The sequence below is a fragment of the Halorubrum trueperi genome (genome assembly GCF_042662525.1).
Taxonomy (GTDB): Archaea; Halobacteriota; Halobacteria; order Halobacteriales; family Haloferacaceae; genus Halorubrum; species Halorubrum trueperi.
This window is the reverse complement of the sequence record NZ_JBHSXI010000010.1, coordinates 75,279-99,962: the sequence shown is the minus strand read 5'-3', so window position 1 is coordinate 99,962 and position 24,684 is coordinate 75,279. Positions and strand designations below refer to the sequence as shown.

20 protein-coding genes are annotated in these 24,684 nt (G+C 66.5%); 7 read left to right on the top strand and 13 right to left on the bottom strand.

What is annotated here, in order from left to right; translation table 11 throughout:
- Positions 1–35 precede the first annotated feature (35 nt).
- Complete coding sequence (locus tag ACFQEY_RS09645; RefSeq protein WP_379767802.1) at positions 36–2,225, bottom strand: elongation factor EF-2; 2,190 nt, start codon at positions 2,223–2,225, stop codon at positions 36–38.
- 289 nt (positions 2,226–2,514) lie between these two features.
- Here ACFQEY_RS09645 and ACFQEY_RS09640 point away from each other — a divergent pair, with 289 nt between their 5' ends.
- Positions 2,515–3,156, top strand: coding sequence for a bifunctional 4-hydroxy-2-oxoglutarate aldolase/2-dehydro-3-deoxy-phosphogluconate aldolase (locus ACFQEY_RS09640; protein ID WP_379767800.1), 642 nt, complete (start codon positions 2,515–2,517; stop codon positions 3,154–3,156).
- 685 nt (positions 3,157–3,841) lie between these two features.
- Here ACFQEY_RS09640 and ACFQEY_RS09635 read toward each other — a convergent pair.
- The 4 genes from ACFQEY_RS09635 to ACFQEY_RS09620 all read right to left on the bottom strand — a co-directional run bounded on the left by ACFQEY_RS09635 (position 3,842) and on the right by ACFQEY_RS09620 (position 8,869).
- Positions 3,842–7,435 carry a DNA polymerase II large subunit gene (locus ACFQEY_RS09635; RefSeq protein WP_379767797.1) on the bottom strand — a complete coding sequence of 1,198 codons (3,594 nt, stop codon included), beginning with the start codon at positions 7,433–7,435 and terminating at the stop codon, positions 3,842–3,844.
- A 16-nt stretch (positions 7,436–7,451) separates the two neighbouring features.
- On the bottom strand, positions 7,452–7,871 hold the full coding sequence (locus ACFQEY_RS09630) for a PPC domain-containing DNA-binding protein (protein WP_379767794.1): 420 nt from the start codon (positions 7,869–7,871) through the stop codon (positions 7,452–7,454).
- A 194-nt stretch (positions 7,872–8,065) separates the two neighbouring features.
- The gene (locus ACFQEY_RS09625) at positions 8,066–8,440 is read right to left on the bottom strand and encodes a NifU family protein (RefSeq protein WP_379767791.1); all 375 of its coding nucleotides are present in this window, start codon (positions 8,438–8,440) and stop codon (positions 8,066–8,068) included.
- 102 nt (positions 8,441–8,542) lie between these two features.
- On the bottom strand, positions 8,543–8,869 hold the full coding sequence (locus ACFQEY_RS09620; protein WP_379767788.1) for a DUF5783 family protein: 327 nt from the start codon (positions 8,867–8,869) through the stop codon (positions 8,543–8,545).
- A gap of 228 nt (positions 8,870–9,097) precedes the next feature.
- Here ACFQEY_RS09620 and ACFQEY_RS09615 point away from each other — a divergent pair, with 228 nt between their 5' ends.
- Both ACFQEY_RS09615 and ACFQEY_RS09610 read left to right on the top strand, forming a co-directional pair.
- Complete coding sequence (locus ACFQEY_RS09615) at positions 9,098–9,277, top strand: hypothetical protein (RefSeq protein WP_379767785.1); 180 nt, start codon at positions 9,098–9,100, stop codon at positions 9,275–9,277.
- Between the two features lie 240 nt (positions 9,278–9,517).
- Positions 9,518–10,678 carry an aspartate-alanine antiporter-like transporter gene (locus ACFQEY_RS09610; RefSeq protein WP_379767782.1) on the top strand — a complete coding sequence of 387 codons (1,161 nt, stop codon included), beginning with the start codon at positions 9,518–9,520 and terminating at the stop codon, positions 10,676–10,678.
- A gap of 85 nt (positions 10,679–10,763) precedes the next feature.
- Here ACFQEY_RS09610 and ACFQEY_RS09605 read toward each other — a convergent pair whose 3' ends face one another.
- The 8 genes from ACFQEY_RS09605 to ACFQEY_RS09570 form a co-directional block, all read right to left on the bottom strand.
- Positions 10,764–11,378, bottom strand: a complete 615-nt coding sequence (locus ACFQEY_RS09605; protein ID WP_379767779.1) for an AsnC family transcriptional regulator — start codon at positions 11,376–11,378, stop codon at positions 10,764–10,766.
- Between the two features lie 370 nt (positions 11,379–11,748).
- Entirely contained in the window at positions 11,749–13,176 is a 1,428-nt protein-coding gene (gene lpdA / locus ACFQEY_RS09600; protein WP_379767777.1) for a dihydrolipoyl dehydrogenase, read from the bottom strand.
- Complete coding sequence (locus ACFQEY_RS09595) at positions 13,176–14,909, bottom strand: dihydrolipoamide acetyltransferase family protein (RefSeq protein WP_379767775.1); 1,734 nt, start codon at positions 14,907–14,909, stop codon at positions 13,176–13,178. Before ACFQEY_RS09595 ends, lpdA begins: the two co-directional genes overlap by 1 nt.
- 48 nt (positions 14,910–14,957) lie before the next feature.
- A complete protein-coding gene (locus ACFQEY_RS09590; protein WP_379767772.1) occupies positions 14,958–15,944 on the bottom strand; it encodes an alpha-ketoacid dehydrogenase subunit beta in 987 nt (328 codons plus the stop codon).
- A gap of 1 nt (position 15,945) precedes the next feature.
- Complete coding sequence (pdhA, locus tag ACFQEY_RS09585; RefSeq protein ID WP_379767769.1) at positions 15,946–17,049, bottom strand: pyruvate dehydrogenase (acetyl-transferring) E1 component subunit alpha; 1,104 nt, start codon at positions 17,047–17,049, stop codon at positions 15,946–15,948.
- A 460-nt stretch (positions 17,050–17,509) separates the two neighbouring features.
- A complete protein-coding gene (locus tag ACFQEY_RS09580) occupies positions 17,510–17,914 on the bottom strand; it encodes a DUF8146 domain-containing protein (RefSeq protein ID WP_379767766.1) in 405 nt (134 codons plus the stop codon).
- A gap of 141 nt (positions 17,915–18,055) precedes the next feature.
- Positions 18,056–18,706: an RPA family protein gene (locus ACFQEY_RS09575; protein ID WP_379767763.1), complete on the bottom strand. Its 651-nt coding sequence runs from the start codon at positions 18,704–18,706 to the stop codon at positions 18,056–18,058.
- A complete protein-coding gene (locus ACFQEY_RS09570; RefSeq protein WP_379767760.1) occupies positions 18,707–19,633 on the bottom strand; it encodes a replication factor A in 927 nt (308 codons plus the stop codon).
- 320 nt (positions 19,634–19,953) lie between these two features.
- Here ACFQEY_RS09570 and ACFQEY_RS09565 point away from each other — a divergent pair, with 320 nt between their 5' ends.
- The 4 genes from ACFQEY_RS09565 to ACFQEY_RS09550 all read left to right on the top strand — a co-directional run bounded on the left by ACFQEY_RS09565 (position 19,954) and on the right by ACFQEY_RS09550 (position 24,672).
- A complete protein-coding gene (locus ACFQEY_RS09565) occupies positions 19,954–20,256 on the top strand; it encodes a DUF7091 family protein (protein WP_379767757.1) in 303 nt (100 codons plus the stop codon).
- Between the two features lie 278 nt (positions 20,257–20,534).
- Positions 20,535–21,725: an MFS transporter gene (locus tag ACFQEY_RS09560; protein WP_379767754.1), complete on the top strand. Its 1,191-nt coding sequence runs from the start codon at positions 20,535–20,537 to the stop codon at positions 21,723–21,725.
- Positions 21,726–21,799: 74 nt separating this feature from the next.
- Positions 21,800–23,806 carry an ABC transporter substrate-binding protein gene (locus tag ACFQEY_RS09555; RefSeq protein ID WP_379767751.1) on the top strand — a complete coding sequence of 669 codons (2,007 nt, stop codon included), beginning with the start codon at positions 21,800–21,802 and terminating at the stop codon, positions 23,804–23,806.
- Positions 23,803–24,672 carry a phosphatase PAP2 family protein gene (locus ACFQEY_RS09550; RefSeq protein WP_379767749.1) on the top strand — a complete coding sequence of 290 codons (870 nt, stop codon included), beginning with the start codon at positions 23,803–23,805 and terminating at the stop codon, positions 24,670–24,672. The genes ACFQEY_RS09555 and ACFQEY_RS09550 overlap by 4 nt, the downstream gene beginning before the upstream one ends.
- Positions 24,673–24,684: the final 12 nt, after the last annotated feature.

The window sequence follows — 24,684 nt, the reverse complement described above, 5'->3', positions numbered from 1 at the left end:
ACGACTTAGAAGTAGTCGACTTAGAAGTAGTCGACTTAGAAGTAGTCGATCGACGACGGCAGTTCCAGCTTCATCCCCTTGCGCTCGCGGATCTCCATGATCTTCTCGCGCTGGAGGTTGTCGACGAGCACGCGGAAGCCCGCGTTCTCGGTGTTCCACGAGGCGCGTCCCTCTGTGGCAGAGCGGATGTCGGAGGAGAAGCCGATCATCTCCTCGACTGGCGCGATTCCCTCGACGACCATGAGGTCGCCCTCCTGGTACATGTCGTCGACGCGGCCGCGGCGTCCCTGAATCTCGCCGGAGGCGGCACCCATGTGTTCGGAGGGAACGTCGATGCGGACGTCCTGGATCGGCTCCAACAAGCGGACCTCGCCGTCGATCAGCGCGCGGTGAACCGCGTCGCGAACCGCGGGAATGACCTGCGCGGGCCCGCGGTGGATCGTGTCCTCGTGGAGCTTCGCGTCGTGCAGACGGAACAGCGACCCCTGAACCGGCTCGGCTGCGAGCGGTCCGTCGTCGAGGGCCTCCTGAAGCCCTTCGAGGACGAGTTCCATCGTCTCGTTGAGGTGCTGGATCCCCTTCGTGTCGTCGATGAGGATGTTCGTCCGGTGGATGTCCTCCACGTTCTGGGAGGTGTCCTTGTCCATGCCGGCCTCCTGAAGGGCCTCGCGGCGCTCCAGTTCGGGCATGTCCATGGAAACCTCGCCGAGCTGGATGGCGTCGACGATCTCCTGAGCCATCGGCTCGACGGTGATGTAGAACTTGTTGTGACGGTTCGGCGACTGTCCCTCGACCTCGCGGGACGCCTCCTGGGGCTGTTCGCGGAAGACGACGATCGGTTCGCCGGTGATGACCGGGATGCCCTGGTTGTCCCGGATCCGCTGGGTGATCACTTCGAGGTGGAGCTCCCCCTGCCCGCTGATGAGGTGCTCGCCCGTGTCTTCGTTGATCTCGATCTGGATCGTCGGGTCTTCCTTGGCGACCTGCTGAAGCGTCTCGATGAGCTTCGGCAGGTCGTCCATGTTCTGGGCCTCGACGGACTTCGTGATGACCGGCTCGGAGATGTGCTCGATCGACTCGAACGGCGTCATCTCCACGGAGGAGACCGTGGAGCCGGCGATGGCATCGCGCAGCCCGGTGACGGAGGCGATGTTACCGGCCGGGACGTGCTCCACCTCCTCGCGCTCGGACCCCATGAAGAGACCGACGCTCTGGATACGGTTCTTGCCGGCGGTGCCGGAGACGTACAGCTCCTGGCCCTTCTCCAGCGTGCCGGAGAAAACGCGGCCCGTCGCTATCTCGCCCGCGTGCGGGTCCATCGAGATGTCGGTGACCATGAAGACGACCTCGCCGTCCTCGTCGACCAGCTGCATCCCTTCGGCCAGCGTGGAGTCCGGGTCGCCGCGCCAGATGCGCGGGACGCGGCGGGGCTGTGCGTCGACCGGGTTCGGGAAGTGCTCACAGACCATGTCGAGCACAACGTCCGAAAGCGGCGTTCGCTCGTGAAGCTCGTCGCGCTTGTCGTTCTGTTCGAGCTCCATGATGTCGCCGAAGTCCATGCCGGTCCGCTGCATCGACGGCATCGAGACGCCCCACTTGTACAGCGCGGAGCCGAACCCGACCGTCCCGTCCTCGACGGAGACGGTCCAGTCCTCGGGGATGTCGTCCATGTTCTCGGCCATCCCGCGGATGAGTTCGTTGACGTCGGCGATGACGGACATCAGCCGTTCCTGCATCTCCTGGGGCCCCTCCTGAAGCTCGGAGATGAGCCGGTCGACCTTGTTGATGAACAGCGCCGGCTTCACGCCCTCGCGGAGCGCCTGCCGGAGCACCGTCTCCGTCTGGGGCATCGCGCCCTCGACGGCGTCGACGACCACCAGCGCGCCGTCGACTGCGCGCATCGCGCGGGTCACGTCGCCACCGAAGTCCACGTGGCCCGGCGTGTCGATGAGGTTGATGAGGTGGTTAGTGTCGTCGTACTCGTGAGTCATCGACACGTTCGCCGCGTCGATGGTGATGCCGCGCTCCTGTTCGTCCTCCTTCGTGTCCATCGCGAGCTGCTCGCCCGCGGTGTCCTGAGAGATCATGCCGGCACCGGCCAGCAGGTTGTCGGAGAGCGTCGTCTTGCCGTGATCGACGTGGGCGGCGATGGCGATGTTCCGGATGTGCTCCGGGTTGTCCATCAGCCGCTCGCACTCTTGAACGATCTTCTTGCGTCGGCCCATTATACCGGTTGATACCGATAGCAGGGTCAAAAGGGTAGTGTTTCGCCGCGAGCGTTTCGCGGTGAATCGCCCCCGATAGCCGCCGATTTCGTGCCTATCAATCCCACGATCGGGGCGCTCTCACGTACCACGATCGGCGGGGGAACGCAACGATCGGGGCGGGAACTTCGTCGCTGTCGAGACGAGAGATGCGCTGCTGTCGGAACGAATCTATCGGGACGAGGGAGTCGATGCGAGACGGGCGAGACGCGTCAGGCGGATTTAAGTGATCACTCGGAAACGTGAAAACATGAACGAGACGCTCTCCCGACTCGCCGACACCGGCGTCGTCGCGGTGTTGCGCGGGGTTGCAGCCGACCAGCTCATCGAGATCACGGAGGCGCTCCGCGAGGGCGGGGTCACCGCCGTCGAGATAACCGCGGACACGCCGGACGTCGCCGACCTCCTCGGCGAAGTCGCCGGCTCCTTCGGCGACGAGGTCGTCGTCGGCACCGGGACCGTCCTCGACAGCGAGACTGCCAGAACCACGCTGATGGCCGGGGCGGAGTTCGTCGTCTCCCCGAGCCTCCACGAGGACGTCATCGAGACGTGCAACCGCTACGGCGTCGTTACCGCGCCCGGCGTGATGACGCCGACCGAGGCGATCCGGGGCTACGAGGCCGGTGCCGACTTCGTGAAGGTGTTCCCCGCGAAGACGGTCGGGCCGGGGCACCTCGGCGCGATGAAGGGGCCGCTCGGCCAGATCCCGATGATGCCGACCGGCGGCGTCGGTCCCGACAACGCGGCCGACTACATCGACGCCGGCGCGTTCGCCGTCGGCGCGGGCGGTGCGCTCGTCGACTACGAGGCGGCCGCGCGCGGCGAGTACGAGGCGATCACCGAGACCGCCCGCGAGTTCACGCGGGTCGTCGAAGAGGCGCGCGACGACTGAGACGGCGGTTGTTTATAAATAATCGGCTCTGGTGAAGATCTCGTTGACAGACGTATTCCCGTCTGAAAAATCCTCGTCGCCGAAGAGCGCTACTTGATCGACTGCGGGAGTGGGTATATCAATTCGGAGGAGTGGTCGTTTATAAGTGAAAGAGTGGTGTTGCTGGCGGCTGTTTATAAGCGGTTGACGGTGGGGCAATCTCCTGTGTTTCTGGGACGATTGAATATCGTTGCTGGCGCGGTGAACACCTCCAAAGCCCCAGCCGCGAGGCGGGCGCACGTTCGCTGCGCGCTTCGGTCGCTCGCGTTGCTCGCTCCCTGCAGTGTCGCCTGCGCCCGCCTCGCGACTGCCCCGTTGAGTCCCACCCCACACAGCACCGCTCAGCACCGCAACCTCACGCCTCCCCAGCCTCGCCGCTTCGCGCCTTTAAAAGGCGCTCGCGGCGTCCCTCGCGGGCTCCTCGCGCCCGAGAGGGCGCTCGGAGGCGCGCCGACAGCACCGCTCAGTTATAAGCAATCGTCACTCCCGCACTTGTCCTTTTTAAATAACACGTCGCTGGCGGCGGTCTGCAATACCCACTCCCGCTATCGCTCACCGCTGTCCAGTACTGACCGAAACCGGGTCCAAACGCGTCTCTCGGTGAGGGGTTCAACGGAGCCAGAAAACGCCCGACGAACCCGATCCACTACATGAAGTCCGCGATGCCGGACTGCTTGTTGGTGTCGTCCTCGAAGATCGATTCGAGCGACTCCTCCAACACCTTCAGCCGCTGTTTCGTGTAGGGGCGACAGCCGAACCGGTCGGCGACTTCGATGGCCGTGTCGACGTACTTGTTCACCGACCCCTGGTGGACGGTGAGGTTCACCCGGCCGCCGCACTCCCTGCAGTCGCCCGACAGGGGCATCCGTCGGTACTTCTCGCCGCAGTCGAGACAGCGCGTCTCCTGTCGCGAAAAGGCGCGCAGATTCCCGATTATGTCCGGCAGGAAGTGGTACTCGATGACGCGCTCGGCCACGTCGGTCTCGTCGACCGCGCGGATCTTCCGAGCCAGCTCCAGTTGGGCGTCCATCTTCTCCATCATGTCGCCGAGCGTCTTGTACGCGGACAGATCCGGCCCCATCGCGATGTCCGTCGTGTCGTGGGTGTGGTCGAATCCGTGGTACTCCTCGTCCGTCCCGAGCGTGTCCTCGCCGAGCTGGATCCGGTCTTCCAGCTCCTCCGGGTCCGTCAGCTCCAGCGTCGCCTCGTAGAACTCGCGCGGGTACTCGCGCACGATGTCCATGTTGTGCGCCTCGTCGTCGATCTCGGAGGGGTCGAGCCGCGAGGACATCACGAGTGGCGCGTCCATGCGACCGCCGCGTTGATCGGGCAAGAATGTTTTCGAGAAGTTGAGAAGTCCGTCCATGAGGAGCATTACACAATCCTCGTCGCCATCACAGTTGCGACGCTTGGCGGCGTGAAAGTACGGATGAGCGTATCCGACGGCGGCCGAGGTGAATCCAACCACTCTCCCGACAGTTGCGGCGCTCGTGTGAGGAGCCATCCCGAAGACGAGTTCTCCGACGAGGTCGTCGCGCTCGTTCACCTCGTAGAAGCGCGGGAGGCCGTAGAACTGTTCTAAGAGGTCGTCGACGAAGTCCGCGGTCTTCAGCATGTGCTCGGCCGCGCCGTCCGAGAGGACGATGTCCTGCACCCGAAGCTCCACGAGCTGGTCGTCGTGGCGTAACGGCTCGCCGTCGATGTCGGTCTCGTAGCCGATCTCCCGGAGGTGGTCGGCGGTGACGTCGAGCTCCTCGGGCCGGACCGACGTGACGGGGAGGTCGGTCATGTCGTATCTGACGGTGCCGTCTTTGAACGAGGTGACGCCGTTCTTCGCGCGCAGGACGCCCTTCTCGATCGGTTCGGGCGTCTTGTTCCGCGAGGTGAGCCCCTGGACCCCTTTGAGGATCTCGAAGGACGCCTCGCGCTCGCCGACGCTCTCCAGCGCGGAGCGGTACGCGTCGTTGAGGTCGACCTCCCGGTACGCCGCCGCCGTGACCTCCCACTCGCAGCGCGGACACTCGACGCGGCCGGCCTCGTCGGGCTCGCAGACGGTGCCGCAGCCGCCGCACTCGTAGTGCGGCTCGGTATGCGCCTCGCAGTCCGGGCAGCTGGCCTCGTACGTGTGCTCGTCGCAGTCCGGACAGACTCGTTCGGAGACTTCCACCTCCAGGCGGCCGCGACGACCCTGATCGTCCATGACGCTCGCGGCCTCCGCCACGTCGCGCTGGGGGCCGCCCGCCTCATTGATCGGGAAGAGGGTGTGAACCGCGGGTGAGAGGTCGCGGCTCTCGGACTTCTCGGGGCGACCCATCCGGTTTCCGATCCGAGTCGGGGCGCGCTCGCGGATCTCGAAGGGCGCGACCTCGTTGACGGCCTTCACGGCGTTCTCGCCGTCGTTCCACTCGCGGGCCGCCTCCGAGAGGTCGCCCGCATCCCACGTCCTTCGGAGGCCGTCGTCGACCCCGAGCGACCGCGCCAGCGGACGCCACGTGGGGATCCGAAGCGCGTCCGGCGTCGCGGCGTGTTCGACGAGGAGCGACTCCAGCGCCGACCGGATCGTCTCCGTGCGCTCGACGGCGAGGACCCCCTCGACCACGTCGCCGTCGACGACCGCGTCCGCGAGCGCCTCGAACGCCGCGACCGACACGTCGTGCCAGAGGTAGGTGTACTCGGGATGGAGCGGGCAGTCGTACTCGCGCGCCCACGCGAACGCCTCGTCGACGTCGGGGTGTTCGAGGTCGACGTGCGGATCGTCCCGCATCGCCTGCACGTCTGCGCCGGCCGCTTCGAACTCTTTGACCCACCACTCGTACACGTACGACGCGGGCGCGAGCGGGTGGTTGTTCTCGACGAACTCGCCGTAGTTGACGAGGTACTCGCCGAGGTCGAGCACCTTCTCGACGCCGTTGCGCACGGCCTTGGCCTCCTCCGGATCGTCGATCCGACGGACCTCGCCGTTCGCGAGCCGCACCGTCGGCCCCTCGATGGAGTCGACGGGGACGACCCCGTGTGCCTTCCCCGGTCGCTCCGTCTTGATCTGGGTGCCGGCGGCGAGGAAGTCGTCGACGAGGTGCATCGTCGCCGGATGGACGCCGCCGGTCGCGAACCCGTGGTTGCGCGCGCGACCGTACCGAAGACGGAACCCGCCCGCCTCGCTCGGGTGGGTGAAGACCGGCCGTCCCGCGATCAGGTCCCGGAGGAACTTCTGAGAGGGCTTCGCGCGGAGGGGCCCCACGGACGTGCCGCCGGCAGCGCCGTCGCCGTCCGTCCCCTCATCGCCATCCGCCGTCCCGTCGCCCCCCGTCCCTTCGTCGCCGTCTCCCGCCGTCTGCCCGTCGCCCGCATCGCCGGCCCCGTCGACATCGTCCGCGTCCGCCCCGTCGCCGGCCCCGTCCTTCCCGATCGTCCCGTCGATCAGGTCCTGAAGCCACGGCCAGTCGACCTCGTCGAGGTCGCGGGTGTAGCGCTGGATCTTCGGGGCCTTGAGCGCGATCCCCTCGGCGGCGACGAGACACATTCCGCCGCGCGCGGAGTTGGTGTCGACGCGTTCGAGGTCGCGAAAGCCGGACACCTCCTCGTCGCTCGTCGCCTCCCCGTCGAGCATGATGGGGATGTGCTTGGCGATGAACTTCGACTCCTTGTCCTTCGGGGTGTACTGGAGCCCGGTCTCCGTGTCGTAGAGGGCGATCTCCTCGGCGTAACGCTCGACCTCCACGTCGCGCGGCTTGTACTCGTCGATGCCGAGAAGCGATCGGGCGTAGTCGGCGACGAGCACGGACAGCGCCTGCGCGGTTCCGCCCGCCGAGCGGATCGGACCGGCGTAGTAGACGTTGACGAACTCGGTGCCGTCGTCGTTCTCCAGCAGTTCGACGCGATCGATCCCCTCGATCGGCGCGGCGACGACCCCCTCGGTAAGCAGGGCGACCGCGGTTCGGACCGCCCCCTCGATTTTGCCCGCACGGGAGTCGTAATCGCCGACGGTCCCTTCGACGAAGTCGGTGACGAGCTCCAACGCTGCCTCCTCGCGGGACATCTCGCCCTCCAGTTCGCGGACGCGCTCCGCGACCCCGTCGATCCCGAGGATGTTCTCGACGCGGTCGGCCATGTCGCGCGCGATCGGAATCTCGATCTCCGGCTTCGGATCGTGGCCCTGCCGCTTCGCGGTCTCGGCGACCTCCCACGCCTCGTCGAGCCGGTCCTCTATCCGGGCGAAGTAGCTCTCGTCGTCCGGCCTCATCGCCGTCGACGTCGACTCAGAGCCATAAGTCGAGGTCGGTCGTCGGATCGTGTTCGCGCTCCAGCGGCTCGTCGAACGCGCGGAGGTGGCACTCCCCCGCCCAGACGGTCGCGGAGTCGATGTGTCCCGCGAGCGCCTGCCCGCTCGGCCGCGATAACACGGCGTGGGTGTGCGCGAACACCTCGCCGTCGAGCAACGAGACGTTCCCGACGCAGGCCGCGACCTCCAGCGGCTCGTCGAAGGTTACAGACTGATACTCGGTGTCGTCCTGGTCGTAGAACCAGACGTCCGCGTCCTGTACGGCACCGAGCGCCGTGAACCAGCCCGCCTCGACGTCCTCCGCCCTGGCGATGTCATCGATCTCCTCGCGCCAGTCGGCCCCCGTCTCGAACCGCGCGACGTACTCCGCCGTCGTCTCGACTTCCCGATGGTGCATAGGAACCGCCAACGGCCGCGGGGGGCAAAAAGCCTTCAGTCGCGGCGCGAGCGGCCGGCGGGATGAAATTGATATAGCGATATAGAATTTAATCCAGGCGCGCGACGTCACAAGTGAGATACACAGAACCAACCGCTACGGGGCTGAGAAGCGAGAAAACAGAAAGAACAGCGGAGAAGTCGGCCGCTGCGAGCTCAGAACGGTGCCTGCGGTCCTTCGTCGTCGCCGTCGTCGGTCGTCTCGCCGGGGAATGAGGGAGACATGCCCCCGCTGCTGGTGCCGCCGAGGTCGCCGTCCGCGCCCGCTCCCATACCCGTGTCGGCGTGGACCGTCTCGATTTCTGGGATTTCCTTAACCATCCGGGACTTGATCGCCTGGATCGTCATCGGAGAGATACCGCAGCCGGAGCAGGCACCGCCGAGCTGGACCGTGACTTCACCGTTCTCGCGATCGAGGTGGCTGATGGCGGCACTCCCGCCGTGCATCTGGATCTGCGGGAAGTTGCGCCGCAGGAAGTTCGTGATCCGCTCGCGGAGGTCGTTGTCCGCGTCAGTCGTATCCGTGCTCATGCGCGAGAGTTGGCGTTCGGCCGGCTTATGCCTTTGGTTCGCCCGAATGAGGGCCGTTCGATCGTCGGAGACGCGCGTCGGATTCGACCGACGGCAACGAGGTTACTCCGGTGGATCGACCTGTAGGGTTCGGTAGAGTTCCGATTCGATCCGCTCGACGTACTCGGACAGCGTCTCCTCGAACGTCTCGTCGTCGACGGCGACGCCTCGGAGGCGATCGCGGGGGTTCTCGGGGAGTTCGACGCGGAACTCGCCGTCATCGTAGAACGGCTCCGATTCGTTGAGCACCGTCTGGTCGATCCCGTGGATGAGCTGGGAGTCGTGGTGCTCGTTCATGTGGTTGAACGCGTTCTTATACGCCCGCTGGAGCTCCTTGAAGTAGTGGGCGTACTTGTCCTCGAACTTCTCGGGGTCGAACTCGTCGGCCATATCCGATCGGACGGCGCGGCCGGGAAAAAGGCGGTCGATCGATGCCGACACGACCGAAAACGGCTGCCGAAACGGTCGTATCCGCGGATCGAGTAGGGATCCCCCGGAGAAGTGTATAAATATTATATCGCTATATTAAATTGGTATTCGGCTGCCGACTCCAAGTTCGAATTTCGGAGAGCCACTTCGAGGGGGCCCCACGAGACACTTCACACGCTGAGGGGCGGTATGCACCGACGGACTCCCCTCGCTGGCCTGTCAGCCGCGCTCGTCGAGTTCGACGCGACGCCGGTCTCTATCGAGCCGACGGGCGGTGCGACGAGCGAATCGGACGGAACTACCGCGACCGCCGAACGGGGGTGGCCGGAGAGCGGCTATTCGCTGTTCGGGAATCGGAGCAAATTATAAGCGCAATAACTGTCAACGTCGAGATATGGCGTATCAGTGATGATTCGCGGGGATGGCCGAAGCGGATCGTGCGGTGTCGGATCAATGGTGAAAGAGAGAAAACGAGGCCGTAAGGATGTTCACGTGCGACACACACCCATCACACAGTACGAGGCGTGACGGGCGATCACACAATACGTGGCGCGACGGGCGAATCAACACGACCGGATCGGATCGCAGTTCAGCAGGGGTGATCGGGGTATGACGCTCATCGACACGCTGCTCGGCAGCGGCATCTTTGTCCTGTTCCTCGCGGTCCTGATCGGGATGGGGTTCGGCCGGATCGACTTCGGCCGCGGAATCAAGTTCGGTGTCGCCGGACCGCTGTTCGCCGGACTGGTGCTCGGTCACCTCGGGCTTACGGTTCCGAACTCGTACTCGGGGTTGACCCTCGCGTTGTTCGTCGCGGCGGTCGGACTGATCGCGGCCCACGAGATCGAGGGGACGGTCAAAACCTACGGCCTCAACTTCATCGGTATCTCTGTCCTGATGCCCACGATCGGCGTCGCGCTCACCTACGTCTGGGTGACGGTCGTGTTCGCGGACGCGTCGACGGGGTTGATGATGGGGTCGTTCTCCGGAGCGCTGACGAGTAGTCCGGGGCTCGGGTCGGCGATCGAAGCCCTCCCCGAAGCGGCCGCACAGCAGTATCAGATCGGCCACTCGGTGGGCTACGTCGTCGGCGTCCTCGTCATCGTGATGTTCCAGCAGCTCTACCCCGTGGTTACCGGGATGGATATCGACGCCGAAAAACGGCGATTCTCCGAGAAGGTGAGCGAGGTCGTCGACGAGGAAGGCCCCGGTGTCGAGGAGGTCACGTTCAGCGTGATCGGGTTCGCCCTCGTCTTGGTTGTGGGATCCGTTCTGGGGAGCATTCCGATACCACTCGGTCCAATCGGGCTGATAACCCTCGGCACCACCGGCGGCGTTCTCATCGCCGCGCTCGTGCTCGGATATCTCGGCAGGGTCGGTCCGATCACCGTGCGGATGGAGACGGGGATCCTCTCGGAGATACGGGCGTTCACGCTCGCGATGTTCCTCGCGGTGACCGGCATCGACGCCGGCGCGGGACTGATCGAGACCATCTCGGAGTACGGCCTCCAGATCGTGGTTGCCTCCGGGCTCAACAGCATCATCGCGATCCTCGGCGGGCTGGTGGTCACCAGATTCATCTGGGAGATGGACTGGATCCACGCGGCCGGCGGGATCGTCGGCGGACACACCGACACGAAGGGGCTCGCCGCGGCCATCGACGCCACCGACTCCGACGAGATTGCCGCCGGCTACGGGAACACCTATCCGTTCGCCCTCCTCGCGATGGTCATTTACGCCAAGCTGCTGGTCGCGGTCGTCCCGCTGTGACGTGCTGACACACCGAGCGACGCCGAGCGTCGAGTGCAATCGGTCGGAGCGGCCTATTGACCTCCTCCCCCCGACCGCGGAGGAATCACGCCCCCGCCTCCAACCGCTGGTAGCGTTCCCGGAATCGAGACAGACAGGACGAACAACAGAAGTGATACACCTCGCCGTCGATCCTGGTCGTCTCGCCCTCGCTGTCGACGGTGTTGGAACACTCCGCGCATGTCAGCGCGAACTCCACGCCCTCGATAGAAGGCGTCCACTCGAACTCGTCGACCAGCGTGACGGCGTAGTCGTCAACCGCCACGCCGTCGAACAATCCCCGCACCCATTCTCGGACGTTCAGTCCCTCCACACGGGCGTACACTCGGAGATCGCCCTCGGCCGTGACGAAGACGTGCTCGATCGCGTCGGCGTCGCGGGCGCGCTCGCGAGCCGCCTCGAGCGCGTCCGATCCGTCGGCCGACTCGGCACCGACCGGCAGTTCCACGTCTATCAACACGGGAACGCCCGCGCGCAGTTTCGTCCGGTCGACGTCGACCGTGAATCCCTCGATAATGCCCGATTCCTTCAGCCGCGTGATGCGGTCGGAGACCGCCGGCCCCGACAGCCCCACGCGCTCGCCGATCTCGCTGAACGGGCGTCGGGCGTCCGCGGCCAGTAGCGACAGGATCTCGAGGTCAGTCTCGTCCAGGTCGCGCATACGCGGTGATACGACCGCGACGCACAAGACACTTACCCGAATTTACTTTGGATTCGAAAGCCGATCGGGCCTTTGAATATCGTTGTCGAATAGAAAAGCGAGAAAATCCTCCCGTCCCCCAGGTACGTCCACCGTGATCCGAACCGTCACCGTCGAGGGGATGTCGCGGGAGCGCTGCGAACGGTGCGTCGCGGAGGCGCTGGAGGGCGTCGCCGGGGTCGAACGCGCGACCGCTGACCGCGAGAGCGCGTCCGCGACCGACGAGGGCGACGCCGACCGGACGCACTCGTCGCGGCGGTGGTCGGGGCGGGTTACGACGCGTCCGCATAAGGGAACGACGGTCGATCCGCCGCATGAACTCTGCCGTCTTCTACCGATTCAGCGTGTGGATCGCCTGCCCGCGGGCGTTCTCCGCGGCCTCCATCACCGCCTCCGCGAGCGTCGGATGCGTGTGCACCGTCGCGGCAACGTCTTCGAGCGTCGCGCCCATCTCGACCGCGAGCGCGATCTCGGCGATAAGCTCCGAAGCCTCGGGCCCGACGATCTGTCCGCCGAGCACGAACTCCGTCTCCTCGTCGGCGACGATCCGGACGAACCCCTCGGTGTGACCCGTGGTCATCGCGCGCCCCGAAGCGTTAAAGGGCATCTCGCCGACGACCGGGTCGAATCCGTCCGCCTCGGCCTCCCCCTCTGTCATCCCCACCGTCCCGATCTCCGGGTCGGTGAAGACAGCCGCGGGGATCGCTCGCTGGTCCATCGCGGCCGGCTCCCCCGCGATCACCTCGGCCGCGACGATCCCCTCTTTCGAGGCCGCGTGCGCGAGCATCGGCTCGCCGGCCACGTCGCCGACGGCGTGGACGTGCTCGACCGCGGTCCGCGTCCGGTCGTCCGTCTCGATGAACCCGCGGTCGTCCGTCTCGATCCCGGCGTTCTCCAGGTCGAGCCCGTCCGTGACCGGCCGACGGCCGACGGCGACGAGGATCTTGTCGACGCCGTATGTTGACTCCTCGCCCGCCTCCGTCTCGGCGTGGAGGAGGTAGCCGCCGTCGCCGCCCTCCGACCAGCCGCTCGCGCCTTCGCCGAAGCGGAACTCGACGCCGAGCTCCTCGGCGCGCTTGCGGACGATCCGCTTCACGTCGTCCTCGTAGGGATCGAGGATGTCGTCGAGCATCTCGACGACCGTCACGTCCGCGCCGAGCTTCGCGTACGTCGTGGCCAGCTCCATGCCGATGTACCCGCCGCCGACGATCCCCAGCCGGTCCGGGACGACGTCGGCGTCGAGCGCGTCCGCGGAGGTCCAGACGTGCTCGGCCTCGAACTCGAGGCCGGGGATCTGGATCGGGCGCGAGCCCGTCGCGACGATCGCGTGCTCGAACTCGATTGACTCCGACCCCTGACCCTCGCCGCCGTGGGCGACGCGGACGGTGTGCTCGTCGACGAACGACGCGGTCCCCTCGACGAGGTTGACCCCGTTCGCCTTACAGAGCTTCTCGACGCCGCCGGTGAGTCGGTCGACGACACCGTCTTTCCACTCGACCATCTTGCCCAGGTCGACGGCGGGGTCGGCGTGGACGCCCATGAACTCCGCGTTGCCGGCCTCGTGGGCGAGTCCGCTCCCCGTGATGAGCGCCTTGGAGGGGATACAGCCGCGGTTTAAGCAGACGCCACCGTAGGCGTCCTTCTCGACGAGCGTCGTGTCGAGCCCCTCCTGTGCGGCGCGGATGGCGGCGACGTAGCCGCCCGGTCCCGCGCCGATGACCAGTACCTCCGTCCCGGTTGCGATGTCTCCGACGACCATTATTGAGTCAACAGCAGCAGCGGGTTTTCAAGGTGTTCCATGACGGTGTTCGCGAACTCGGCCGCGACCGCGCCGTCGACGACGCGGTGATCGATCGACAGCGACAGCGGGAGCGTCGGTGCCGCGACGACCTCGCCGTCGCGGACGACCGGCCGCTCCTCGATGGCCCCCAGCCCGAGGATCGCGGTCTCGGGGTAGTTGATGATCGGCGTGGCGTACTCCCCGCCGATGGCACCGAAGTTGGTGATCGTGAACGTCCCGCCCTTCATTTCCGCGGGCTTGATCTTCCGGTCCCGGGCGCGAGCCGCGAGGTTTCGTACCTCCGCGGCCAATTCGAAGAGCCCCTTCTCGTCGACGTTCTCGACGACTGGGACCATCAGGCCGGCGTCGGTCGCGACCGCGATCCCGAGGTTGTAGCTTCCCTTCAGGACGATCTCCTCCTCCTCCTCGCGGAGCTCGCTGTTGAGGTACGGATACTGCTTCAGTCCGGCGACGATCGCCTTCATCACGAACGGCATGTAAGTGAGCGAAACCCCCCTCTCCTCCGCCGTCGGCTTCAGCTCCTCGCGCGCCTCGACCAGGGAGTCGACCTCGGCGGTGTCGTGGTGGGTGACGTGCGGCGCGGTGAACTTCGACCGCTCCATCTGCTTGCCGATCGTGCGCCGAACGCCGCGATAGGGAACGGTCTCATCGCCTGCGCGGGGCGTGCTCGCCTCCACCGCACCGGTGGCGTCGACCGCGTCGTCGTCAGCGCCGCCGGCCGCGTCGTCGTCAGCGCCGCCGGCTGCGTCGTCGTCAGCGCCGCCGGCCGCGTCGCCGTCAGCGCCGTCCTCACCGGCGACGGCCGACTCCATCGCGTCCGCGTACGCCCGCACGTGCTCGCCCGTCACGAACGCCTCGCCGTCACGGGATTCGTCGGTCGGCACGTCGTCGATGTCGACGCCGCGGTCGCGGGCGGCCCTCCGAGTCGCGGGGGTCGCGAGCGTGGTGTCGCGGCCGGCCGGATCGACGGCCGCGGACGCGGATGCACCGGGGACCGGCGACGCCGGATCCGCGGCGGTACCGTCCGATCCGCGCTTGCTCACGGCCGACGTCCGGTTGCCGGATCCGACGTCCGTCGGCGCGGGTTTCGGCTCGGGCGCGTCCGCGGATCCCGCTCCCGCATCGTCGGTACCGCCGACGGAGTCGGCGTCCCCCTCGGCGTGCGCCCGGACGTCGGCCTCGTCGACCCGACCGCCGGGACCGCTCCCGTCGACCGCGGCGATATCGACGCCGAGCTCTCGGGCGAGTCGGCGGGCCGAGGGCGGTGCGAACGTCCGACCAGCGGGCGCGTCGGACTCGTCGGCGGGCCCATCACCGCTCGGATCCGGTTTTGTCTCCGAGCCGGCGGCCGCGGTCTCGGTCGGTACGCCGCTCTCGTCGACCGCCTCGTCCGTGTCGCTCTCGCCATCGCCCGTGGCGCTCTCGCCATCGCCCGTGGCGCTCTCGCCATCGTCGACGCGGAACGAGATGATCACGTCGCCGACGGGGACGACGTCCCCTTCCGCGACGAACAGCTCCTCAACGACGCCGTCGTAGCGGGACGGAACCTCGACGAGCGCCTTGTCGGTCTCGACCTCCGCGACCGGCTGATCCTCCTCGACGCGGTCACCGGGCTGGACCAGCCACGTGACCAACTCGCCCTCCGCGACTCCCTCACCGACGTCGGGCAGTCTGAACTCTTCGACGGTCATGTATCGGCCTCTTCGACGGTCATGGGACCAGTTTCCTCGGGAGCCATCTTAAAACTCGACCGCCTCCAGGATCCCGTCCTCGATTCGCGCCGCGGTCGGGAGGTAGTAGTCCTCCAGCGCGTACAGCGGGTAGGGAACGTCGAAGCCGGTCACCCGCTTCACGGGGGCCTCCTGGTACAACAGCGACTCCTCCTGGACGATCGCCGTGATCTCCCCCGCGAGCCCGCCGGTCTTCGGTGCCTCGTGGACGACGACGGCGCGGCCGGTGCGCTCGAACGCCTCGATTATCGCCTCGCGGTCCAACGGAGAGACCGTGCGGAGGTCGACGACCTCGCATTCGATCCCCTCCTCGGCGAGGCGATCGGCCGCTTCGAGCGTCGGGCGCGTCATCGCGCCGTAGGTGAACACCGCCACGTCGTCGCCCTCGCGACGCGTGGCGGCCTCGCCGATCGGGACCGTGTACGGGTCCTGCGGAACCTCCTCGCGGAACGCCCGGTAGATGAGCTTCGGTTCGAGGAATATCACGGGGTCGGGGTCGCGGATCGACGCCGCGAGCAGCCCCTTCGCGTCGTGGGGCGTCGAGGGCATGACGACCTTCAGTCCGGCCTCGTGCGCGTAGAACGCCTCCTTCGACTCGGAGTGGTGCTCCGGCGCGCGGATGCCGCCGCCGTAGGGGGCCCTGAGCGTCATCGGCAGGGTGAACCGGCCCCGACTACGCGCCCGGAATCGGGCCATGTGCGAGACGATCTGGTCGAAGCCGGGGTACATGAACCCGGAGAACTGGATCTCCGGGACCGGCTTCAGCCCCATCGCGGCCATGCCGACCGCCGCGCCGACGATCCCCGACTCCGCTAAGGGAGTGTCGACGACGCGGTCGCCGCCGAACTCGTCGAACAGACCCTCCGTCGCCCGGAAGACGCCGCCGTTCTTCCCGACGTCCTGGCCCAACACGAGGACGTCGTCGTCCTCGCGCATCTCGGCGTACAATCCGTCCCGCACCGCCTGCACTAGGGTGAGATTCTGTGTCTCGCTCATGTCACTCCTCCGTGAACGCCGCGTCGCCACGCGCCTCGCGGAGCGCGGCGAGTTCCTCGTACTGCCGCTCCAACTCGGACGGGAGGTCCGCGTACGCGTGCTCGAACAGCGCCTTCGGTTCCGGTCGCGCCTCCGACTCCGCCGCCTCGATGGCGGCGGCGACTCGTTCCTCGACCGAGGCCTCGATCTCGGCGACGCTATCGTCGTCGAGAATCCCCTCCGAGCGGAGGTACGCCCCCAGTCGCGGGATCGGGTCCTTCGCCTTCCAGCGCTCGACCTCGTCGTCGTCGCGGTAGACCGTGGGGTCGTCGGCGGTCGTGTGCGCGCCGAACCGGTACTGGATCGCCTCGATCAGCGTCGGTCGCGGTCGATCGGCGTCCGGGTCGCGCGCCTTCTCGACGGCAGACTTCGTCACCCGGTAGACGGCGAGCGGGTCCATGCCGTCGACCTGGGTCCCGTCAATGCCGTACGCCTCCGCCTTCTGTGCCAGCGTCGCGCTCCGGGTCTGGCGCTCGCGCGGTACGGAGATGGCCCATTGGTTGTTGTTACAGAAGAAGACGGTGGGGGTGTCGAACACGCCGGCGAAGTTGATCCCCTCGTGGAAGTCGCCCTCGCTGGTCGCGCCGTCGCCGAAGTAACAGAGGAAGGCGTCGTCGTCACCGCGGAGCGTCGAGGCCCACGCCGCGCCGGTGGCGTGGGGTATCTGCGAGGCGATGGGAACGGCGACGGGGAAGACGTTGACGCCCTCGGGAGCCTTATTCCCGTCCTCGTGGCCCATCCAGTAGAGGAGCGTCTGTTTCAGCGGGAGACCGCGAACGAGCGCGGCACCGTGTTCGCGGTAGGAGGGGACGATCCAGTCGTCCTCCGCGAGCGCCGACGCGGATCCGATCTGAGCCCCCTCCTGGCCGGACAGCGGCGGGTACGTCCCCATCCTGCCCTGCCGCTGGAGACTCACCGCCCGGCCGTCGAAGTGACGGGCGAGCCGCATGTGCCGGTACATGTCGACGAGTTCCTCGTCGCCGAGGTCGGGAACGTCGCCGACGACCTCGCCGTCCTCGTCGAGCACGCGGACCGGATCGTCGTACGCTCTGTCGAACACGCTCACGGTCAGACCCACCTGTGCATACACCAAATGTTCTCCGCCCGGGTAATATTGTTTTCGTAAATAATGTAGTATAGTCAAAAATCCGCGAGAGCGCTGAGGAACTGTCCACCAGATCCGGAGAGAACCAGACGTTTTTGAACAAACAAGACCAGGCACGGCAATATTTTCGGCGACATCGGCGGTTCCTCGGAAAGTAACGAACAAACAGGAACGTTTCGGTGCGCATCTCATCTGTCCGACCGATCGAACTCCTCGGAGGCTTCGAACCGATCGACGGAGCCGAACTAGTCGAACCAGTCGAACCAGTCGAAGGAGCCGAACTCCCCGAGGCCGTACCGATCGGGGGCGGTAGGTCGCGGTCGGCGGCGGTAGGTCGCGGTCGGCGGCGACAGTCGCTACACGCTGTCGGGACACCGGGCGGGGAGCGGCGGTCGCCTCGGGACGGCTCCCGGCGACCGAATCACCCGAGTCGGAAGGAGGGTTCGTCGGGCTCGCCGTCGAGGTCCTCCAGCTGGATCACGTCTTCGTCGTCCCCCTCCAGCTGCTCGCGGAGGTAGTTGACGTAGCGCTTGTGTTCTTCTAGCTGCTCACGGAGGTGGTCGGCTTCGAGCTCCAGTCGCTCGTGTTCACGGACGAAGCTCTTCGGAACCTCGATCTTCGGCGGGAACGTTTCCCCGCTCTCACCCATGCTCTCCAGTTCGCCCTCCGGGACGACCCGGACCTGTCCGTCGTGGGCAACGAGCGTGTCCACGTAGTCCCGGAAGACCGCCGACAGCGAGATGTCCCGCTCCTCGGCGATGTCGCGGAGGGTCTCGAACGCGTCTTCGTTGACGCGGAACGAGATCGTCTTGTTCTTGTTGCCCATTACCGGGTAGATCCTCACGGAAATCACTTAAGCATTTGTCAGACGTTCGCAAGACCGAAACGCGAGATCTGCAGTGAGAACGAAAACGGGATCCGTGAGAACATTCGAAGCCCGTTCGAATGTTGGTTCGAGACGACCGCGTCAGGGTTCCGGCGTTCCGGTCGGATCGTCGGGCGCGGCCTCACCGCTCGCTGGGTCGTCGCCGGCGAGCTCGTCACCGTCGCCCTCGTCGAGGTCTTCGAGCGCCGAGAGCGCCGCGGCCTTGTACGTCTGGGGGTCCAGGTCGTACTCCTCGCGGGCCATCCGCGCGTACTCATTCCCCTCGTCGTCGAAGGCGGCGACGCGTTCGATGGTCCGGCGGGCCGTCTCCGCGACCCAGCGGTCGCGGGTGTCGGCGTCGACCTCGGTGATCGACTCGGGGCGGACCGAGACGCGGACCGTGCCGTCGTCGGTCTCGTACGTCCGGGGTTTCCCCACGACAGCGACGTAGGCGGGCGGCTCCAGGTCGCGGAGCTTGGACGCGGCCTCGGGCTGGTACTGGCCGGCGTACACGAAGAATGTGCCCGTCGGGTCGACGATTCGGCCGCGCCAGTACTCGGACTCGTCACCGACGTCCTCCTTCTCGGTGAGGGTGCCGACGAAGAACACGCGGTTCGAGGACTCGCCCGTCGGAAGCAGCGCGTAGACGGGGGCCCGCTCGTCGTCGGACTCGGTGAACGTGAAGCCGGCGTCGTTGAACTCGCTCGCGAAGACGCGCCGGGCGACCTCTCGGGTGGGTGCTGACTGGCTCATTTAAATCGACCTCGCTTCGATCAGCGCGCTTTCAACGTCGACGGCACCTGGATTCTCCATCTCGTCGACCAGGACGTACCGACCGAATGTGGGCCCGGTGACGCGGTAGTACCGCCCGAGCACGTCGTCGGCCATCTCCTCGGCGACGACGGTCGTGTCGAGCGCGTCCATCGCCATGTCCTTGGCCTCCTCGAGACCCATGCCGGTGAGGTCCTCGGTGGCCTCGCGGTCGAAGATGACCTCGGTAACGGTCTCGCCGTCGTCGAGGACGCCCTTGATACGGAGGTCGAATTCGCCCTCGACCTGTCCGTGCTCGGAGCACCGGCCGTTCTGGAGGACGCGGGTGCAGTCCTCCTCAGGACAGCGCTTGATCAGCCCGGAACCGGACTGGATATCCACGAGGGCACCCTCGACGGTGTCGGCGTTGTCGCCGACCTCGATCTCCTCGTCGATTTCGGTGATACCGGTCGTCCGGTTGAGCTTCACCGAGTAGCTGCCCTCGTACTCGTCCGTGACGACGTTCGAGAGCTCGTAGCGCGCGCCCTCCTCCAGTTCGGGGAGGTCGGAGGTCTCGAACGAGACGAACTTGATCGTGCCGGACTCGTCGCCGACGAGGCCGACCTGAGAGATCGAGTCGCTGCGGGGCTCCCAGAGGTCGACCAGCTTGACCCGTAAGTCGACCCACTGCTCGTCCTCGTCGATGTCGTTCACGAGGACCGACTCGCTGCCGCCGCGGCCGAGTTCGTCGCGCTCCATGCCGGCGTCTTCGAGGTAGCTGTTGGTGACGCTCCGGCGCGCCTCGTCGAGCGGGACGCGGTACTCGTTGACGAGCGTTTCCAGCCGCTCTTCGACGTCGTCGGCGTCCACGCTCAGGTGGTCCGAGAACTGTTCCGCTATCGCTTCCGCTTCCTGTCGCAATTCGCTCATGGGGTGTCTCCGCCTCCGGTCGTGTTTCAATGGGAGGCGTACGACGGTTGGGTCCTCACCGTATTAAAAATCCCGCAAGCGAAGTGAAAGTGGATATTTTCTCCGCAGACGGCTCCTCTCCGGGAGGATTCGCGATCTGGACGGAGCACCGACGCGTCGCTACGGAGGGGTTTCGTCTGACGCACGTCAGCCAGACGCGGGCTTCGTTTCGAGTGGAACGGTACCACGGTTCGGGTTCTCAGGACCCGCCCGCGTCGATCGAACGGTCCTGGCACCGCCGTCGGCAACGGACCTATATCCGGAGCGCCGAAACGGACGGTATGGACGACCATCTCGAACGCGTCATCCGCCAACAACTCAGAAAGGCGGGAAAGCGATTCGAGGAGGCCAAGCGGGCGTACGCCGAGGGAAAAGAGGATCACCACGGTGACGGGGCGGGGGCCGGGCGGTTCGACCTCCCGACCGACGAGAAGGGTCGGGGCAGGATCGTCTGTCGGCGACACGCGGAGCGACGTGCGGTGTCGATCGATCTCGAGGGGCGGCCGTCGTGTTTCGAGGACGGACATCCAGACTGCGAGGGCTGTGCTGAGGACGTGCGGGAGGGGTTCGTCGAGACGTGGTGATCGAGACGGTGACGGAGTGATCGAGACGGTGACGAAGTGATCGAGACGGTGACGGAGTGATCGAGACGGTGACGGAGTGATCGAGACGGTGACGGAGTGATCGAGACGGTGACGGAGTGATCGAGACGGTGACGTGGTGATCGAGACGGTGACGTGGTGATCGAGACGGTGACGTGGTGATCGAGGCGTTTTGACGCTCGGGACGCCGCGATCGGGAGCCGCTCACCGGGGAACCGCTGACCCGAACACGTTTCTACGCCGACGCCCACGCTGGGGATATGAAGCGGACGACCGTGGTCGTGGGGCTCCTCGTCGTCGTGGTCGTGGGGCTCGTCCTCTCCGGATTCTTCGCAGATACGACCGACGAACCCCCGTCGCCGGAGGTCGACGAGGGATCGCTTATCGAGGTCGACGGCGACTATCGGGCGTGGCCGTACACGAGTCGAACGACGTCCGTCAGGGGACGGACGCTGGCGATAAACGTCGTGTTTCACGCCGACGCGGAGACGACCCGGCGGGCGATAGAACGACAGCCGGGTACGGAGTGGGAGGAGACCGACGAGAACGAGTCGGAATCCACCGCCGAGACCGAACAGGTTCGGGAACTCGTCGAGCGCGACTGGGAAGACGCGCGAAGCTCGACGCGGTACACGTACTTCGACGGGCCAGACGGCGGGATCTGGCTCGCCGAGACGTTTGAGGTTCACCACGGGACGTACCTCGGCACGCGCGACCACATCCGGGCGTACGAGTCCCCCGACGGATCGTACACCGTGGCCCAAGCGCACGAGGAGTACTACGACTGGTTCCGCCTCCGCCACACGGTCCCGGGAATCGACGCCCCGGCCACCCGACTGGAGGACGAGTTTATCCACGGCGGGATGGACGCCGAGGTTCGTCGCGAGTACCGCGGCATCGACGACGGCTGGAGCGACGGCTGGGTAACCGTGATCGAGCTCGCGGCGACCGCGATGCTGGCCGGGTCCCTCCTCCGACGGCGCACCCGGGAAGCCGCGACGGATTTCGCGCGACGCGTTCGAGGGGAAGCGAACCGGCACGCGGACGCCGCGCTGCTCGGCGTCTCGCTCGCCGCGCTCCTCGTCGGCGTCCGGGTGGCGGGGGTCGCCTTGGAGACGGCTTCGGCCGGTGTCGCGCCGAAGGCGATCGCCGCACCGCTGTACCTGATCATCGCGGTCGGACTCCCCGCACTCGTCGTCGCGAGTGCGGGTCGATGTGATCCGACCGCGGCGTTTCTCGGCGTCGTCGTGGGGCTCGGAGCGGGCTTCGTGCTCGACTTCGCCGCGCTCGGCGTCGCCGTACCGCCGGACCTCATCGTCCACCGTGTCTCCCTGCTCGCCGCGCTCGGGATCGTTGCGATGGGGCGCGCAGCCGGCGATCGGCCGACACTGATCGCGGGACTGCTGGCGTGGGCGATCGGGCTGGCGCTGCCGCTCGCGGACGTGATCTGAGTCCGATTCGGACGCCGTACCGGAGAACGGACCACAGAAGAGATATACATCAGGGGCGAAAGAGGAACCAACAGATGACGCGGAGAGTCGGTCGTCGCGAAGCCCTCGCGGGAATCGGTCTGGCAGCGCTGAGCGCCGGCTGTCTCGGTCGGTCCCGGAACATCGCGGGACGCGAACGGTCCTCGCAGTTGACGCTGGAGATCAGCGCGGCACCCGCCGACAGAGATCCGAACGCGATCCGGATCGCCCGACACCTCGCGGAGAATCTGGATGCCGTGGGAATCGACGCACGGATCAATACCCTCGGGCAACTCGACCTCCGTCGAAAGGTGCTGATCAATCACAACTTCGACGTGTACGTCGGCCAGTTCCGGGAATCGGAGCCGTTCGACCCGGATGCGATGTACGCGTTCACTCACTCGAAGTTCATCGCCGAGGCGGGGTGGCAGAACCCGTTCGGATTCACCGATGTCGACGGCGTCGACGACCTGCTTGAGAGCCAGCGACGCACCGATCGAGGACGCACCGAGGTCGTCGCGGACCTACAGCAGTCCCTCTGTGAACTGCAGCCGTTCACCGTCGTCGCGTTCCCCGATCCGCTCACCGCGGTCCGCGAATCGCGGTTCGAGAACTGGACGAATCGACAGCCGCTGTCGGTTGGTGGGCTGCTCGCTTTGGAACGGTCGGGGACTACCGACGGCGAGAGCAGCGAGACGACCGCCGGCGGGCCCGTCGAAGACGAAACGACCACCGACGCTGACGCCGACATGATGACCGCCGACGGGACAGTCGACGACGCGATGAACGCCGACATGATGACCGCCGACGGGACAGTCGACGACGGGACGACCGCCGACGGGACGACCACCAACGAGACGACCGTCGAGGCCGAAGCGGCCGATGGGGACGCCACGCTTCGGCTCGTGACGACGGACGAGCGGATCACGCAGAATTGGAACCCGATCGCGGCCGAGTACCGCCACTACGGAACGTTCACGTCGCTACTGTACGACCGTCTCGCGCTGCTCGATGACGGGGAGGTGATCCCGTGGCTCGCCGCGGACTGGGGGCTGATCGACGACGAGACGATCGAGATCACGTTGCGCGACGCGCAGTGGCACGACGGCAGTCCCGTGACCGCCGACGACGTCGCGTTCACGTACGAGTTTCTCCGAGACACGTCGATGGGCTCCGTCGAGACCCCCATCCCGACCCCCACGTTCCGCGGCCGGAGTTCGGTCGTCACTTCGACGAGCGTCGTCGACGACGCGACGGTTCGGCTTACGATTGGCGACGTCAACGAAGCGGTCGGAGTACGTGCACTGCAGGTTCCGATCCTCCCGAAAGACGTCTGGGAAGAGCGGACCGACTTGGCGACGATCGCCGGGTTCGAGTTCGACATCGAGACGACCGAAGCGGTCGTCTCGAACAACGAGGAGCCGATCGGGAGCGGCCCGGTTCGGTTCGTCGAGACGACGCCCGAGGAGTCGGTCGTCTTCGAACGGAATCCGGACCACTTCCTCGTTCGGCCGGACACGTCGACCGGCGATACGCCGGGACCGAGAGCGAGGATCCCCGAGCGGTTCCACGGGAAACCGGCGTTCGACCGTCTGGAGATCGGGGTGATGGGTTCGGACATCGCCGCGGTGCAGGCGGTCGGAGACGGGTTCGCGGACGCGACGGTCTCGAACCTCGGCCCGGATTCCGTCCCGCGGATCGGTCGCGAAGCCGACGCGCGGCTCGTGACCGGGAGATCCGGCGGGTTCTACCACGTCGGCTACAACACGCGGCGTGCGCCGCTTTCGAACCCGCGATTCCGTGGGATCCTCGCGTCGTTGATCGACAAGGAGTCCCTCGTCGAGACCGCGTTCAACGGGTACGCGGAGGCGGCGGCGTCGCCGCTGGCCGCCTCCCCAGAGTGGGTACCGGATGACCTTCGGTGGGAGGACGACGGGGAGGATCCGGTGTTCCCGTTCGCGGGTGAGTCGGGATCGCTCGACGCGGAGGACGCCCGGAGTCGGCTCCGCGACGCGGGGTATCGATTTGACGACGACGGCCGGCTGCTCTCGCAGGGCACATGAATCCGCTACTGTCGGTCGTCGGAACGCTCGTCGTCTGGATCGTGTCGGCACTGCTCGTCGCCGGGGTGGCGATAGTCGGACCGCGGCGGCTGTACGCGCTCTGGGACGACCTCGTACCGCGGCTGATCCGCATCCGGATGCCGCTCGCCGCGCTGACGGCGGTGCTGATCGCGAGCGCGATCGGACGGAGCTCCCTACAGACGGTCTCGGAGCTGTTCGGCCTGCAAGCGACGTGGATCATCTACTGGCTGGAGGGCAATTTCGTCGCGTGGATCCAAGCGACGTACGTCACGCCGGAGCTGACGATGTACTTCTCGTGGATTTACGTGTACGGGTACGTGTTCCTCCTCGCGTTCCCGTTTCTCGCGTATCTCGCGCTTCCGCGAACGACGACAGTGCGGCGGTTGCTCGTGGCGTACGCGTTCAACTACGCGATCGGGCTCGTGATCTACACCATCGTGTTCGCGCACGGACCGCGGAACGTCATGCCCGACACGGTCACCTCGCTGCTTTTCACCCACAACCCGAACATCATGGCGCTGACAGGAGAGGTGAACGAGCCCGCGAACGTCTTCCCGTCGCTGCACACATCGCTGTCGGTGACCGTCGGGGCGTTCGCCGTCCTGACGCGCCGGGAGTATCCCGTGTGGACGCCGATCGCCCTGTGGCTCTCCACGTCCGTGGTGATCGCGACGATGTACCTCGGGATCCACTGGCTCACCGACATCGTCGGCGGGATTGCGCTCGCACTCGGGTCGGTGTACCTCGCGTATCGGATCGTCGATCCGGACGAAACGGACGGACGGGGATCGGCGACCGAACGGCAGAGCGAGACGGCCGACGAGCGAGCGCCGCGAGAATCCTAACGGGGACGCCGC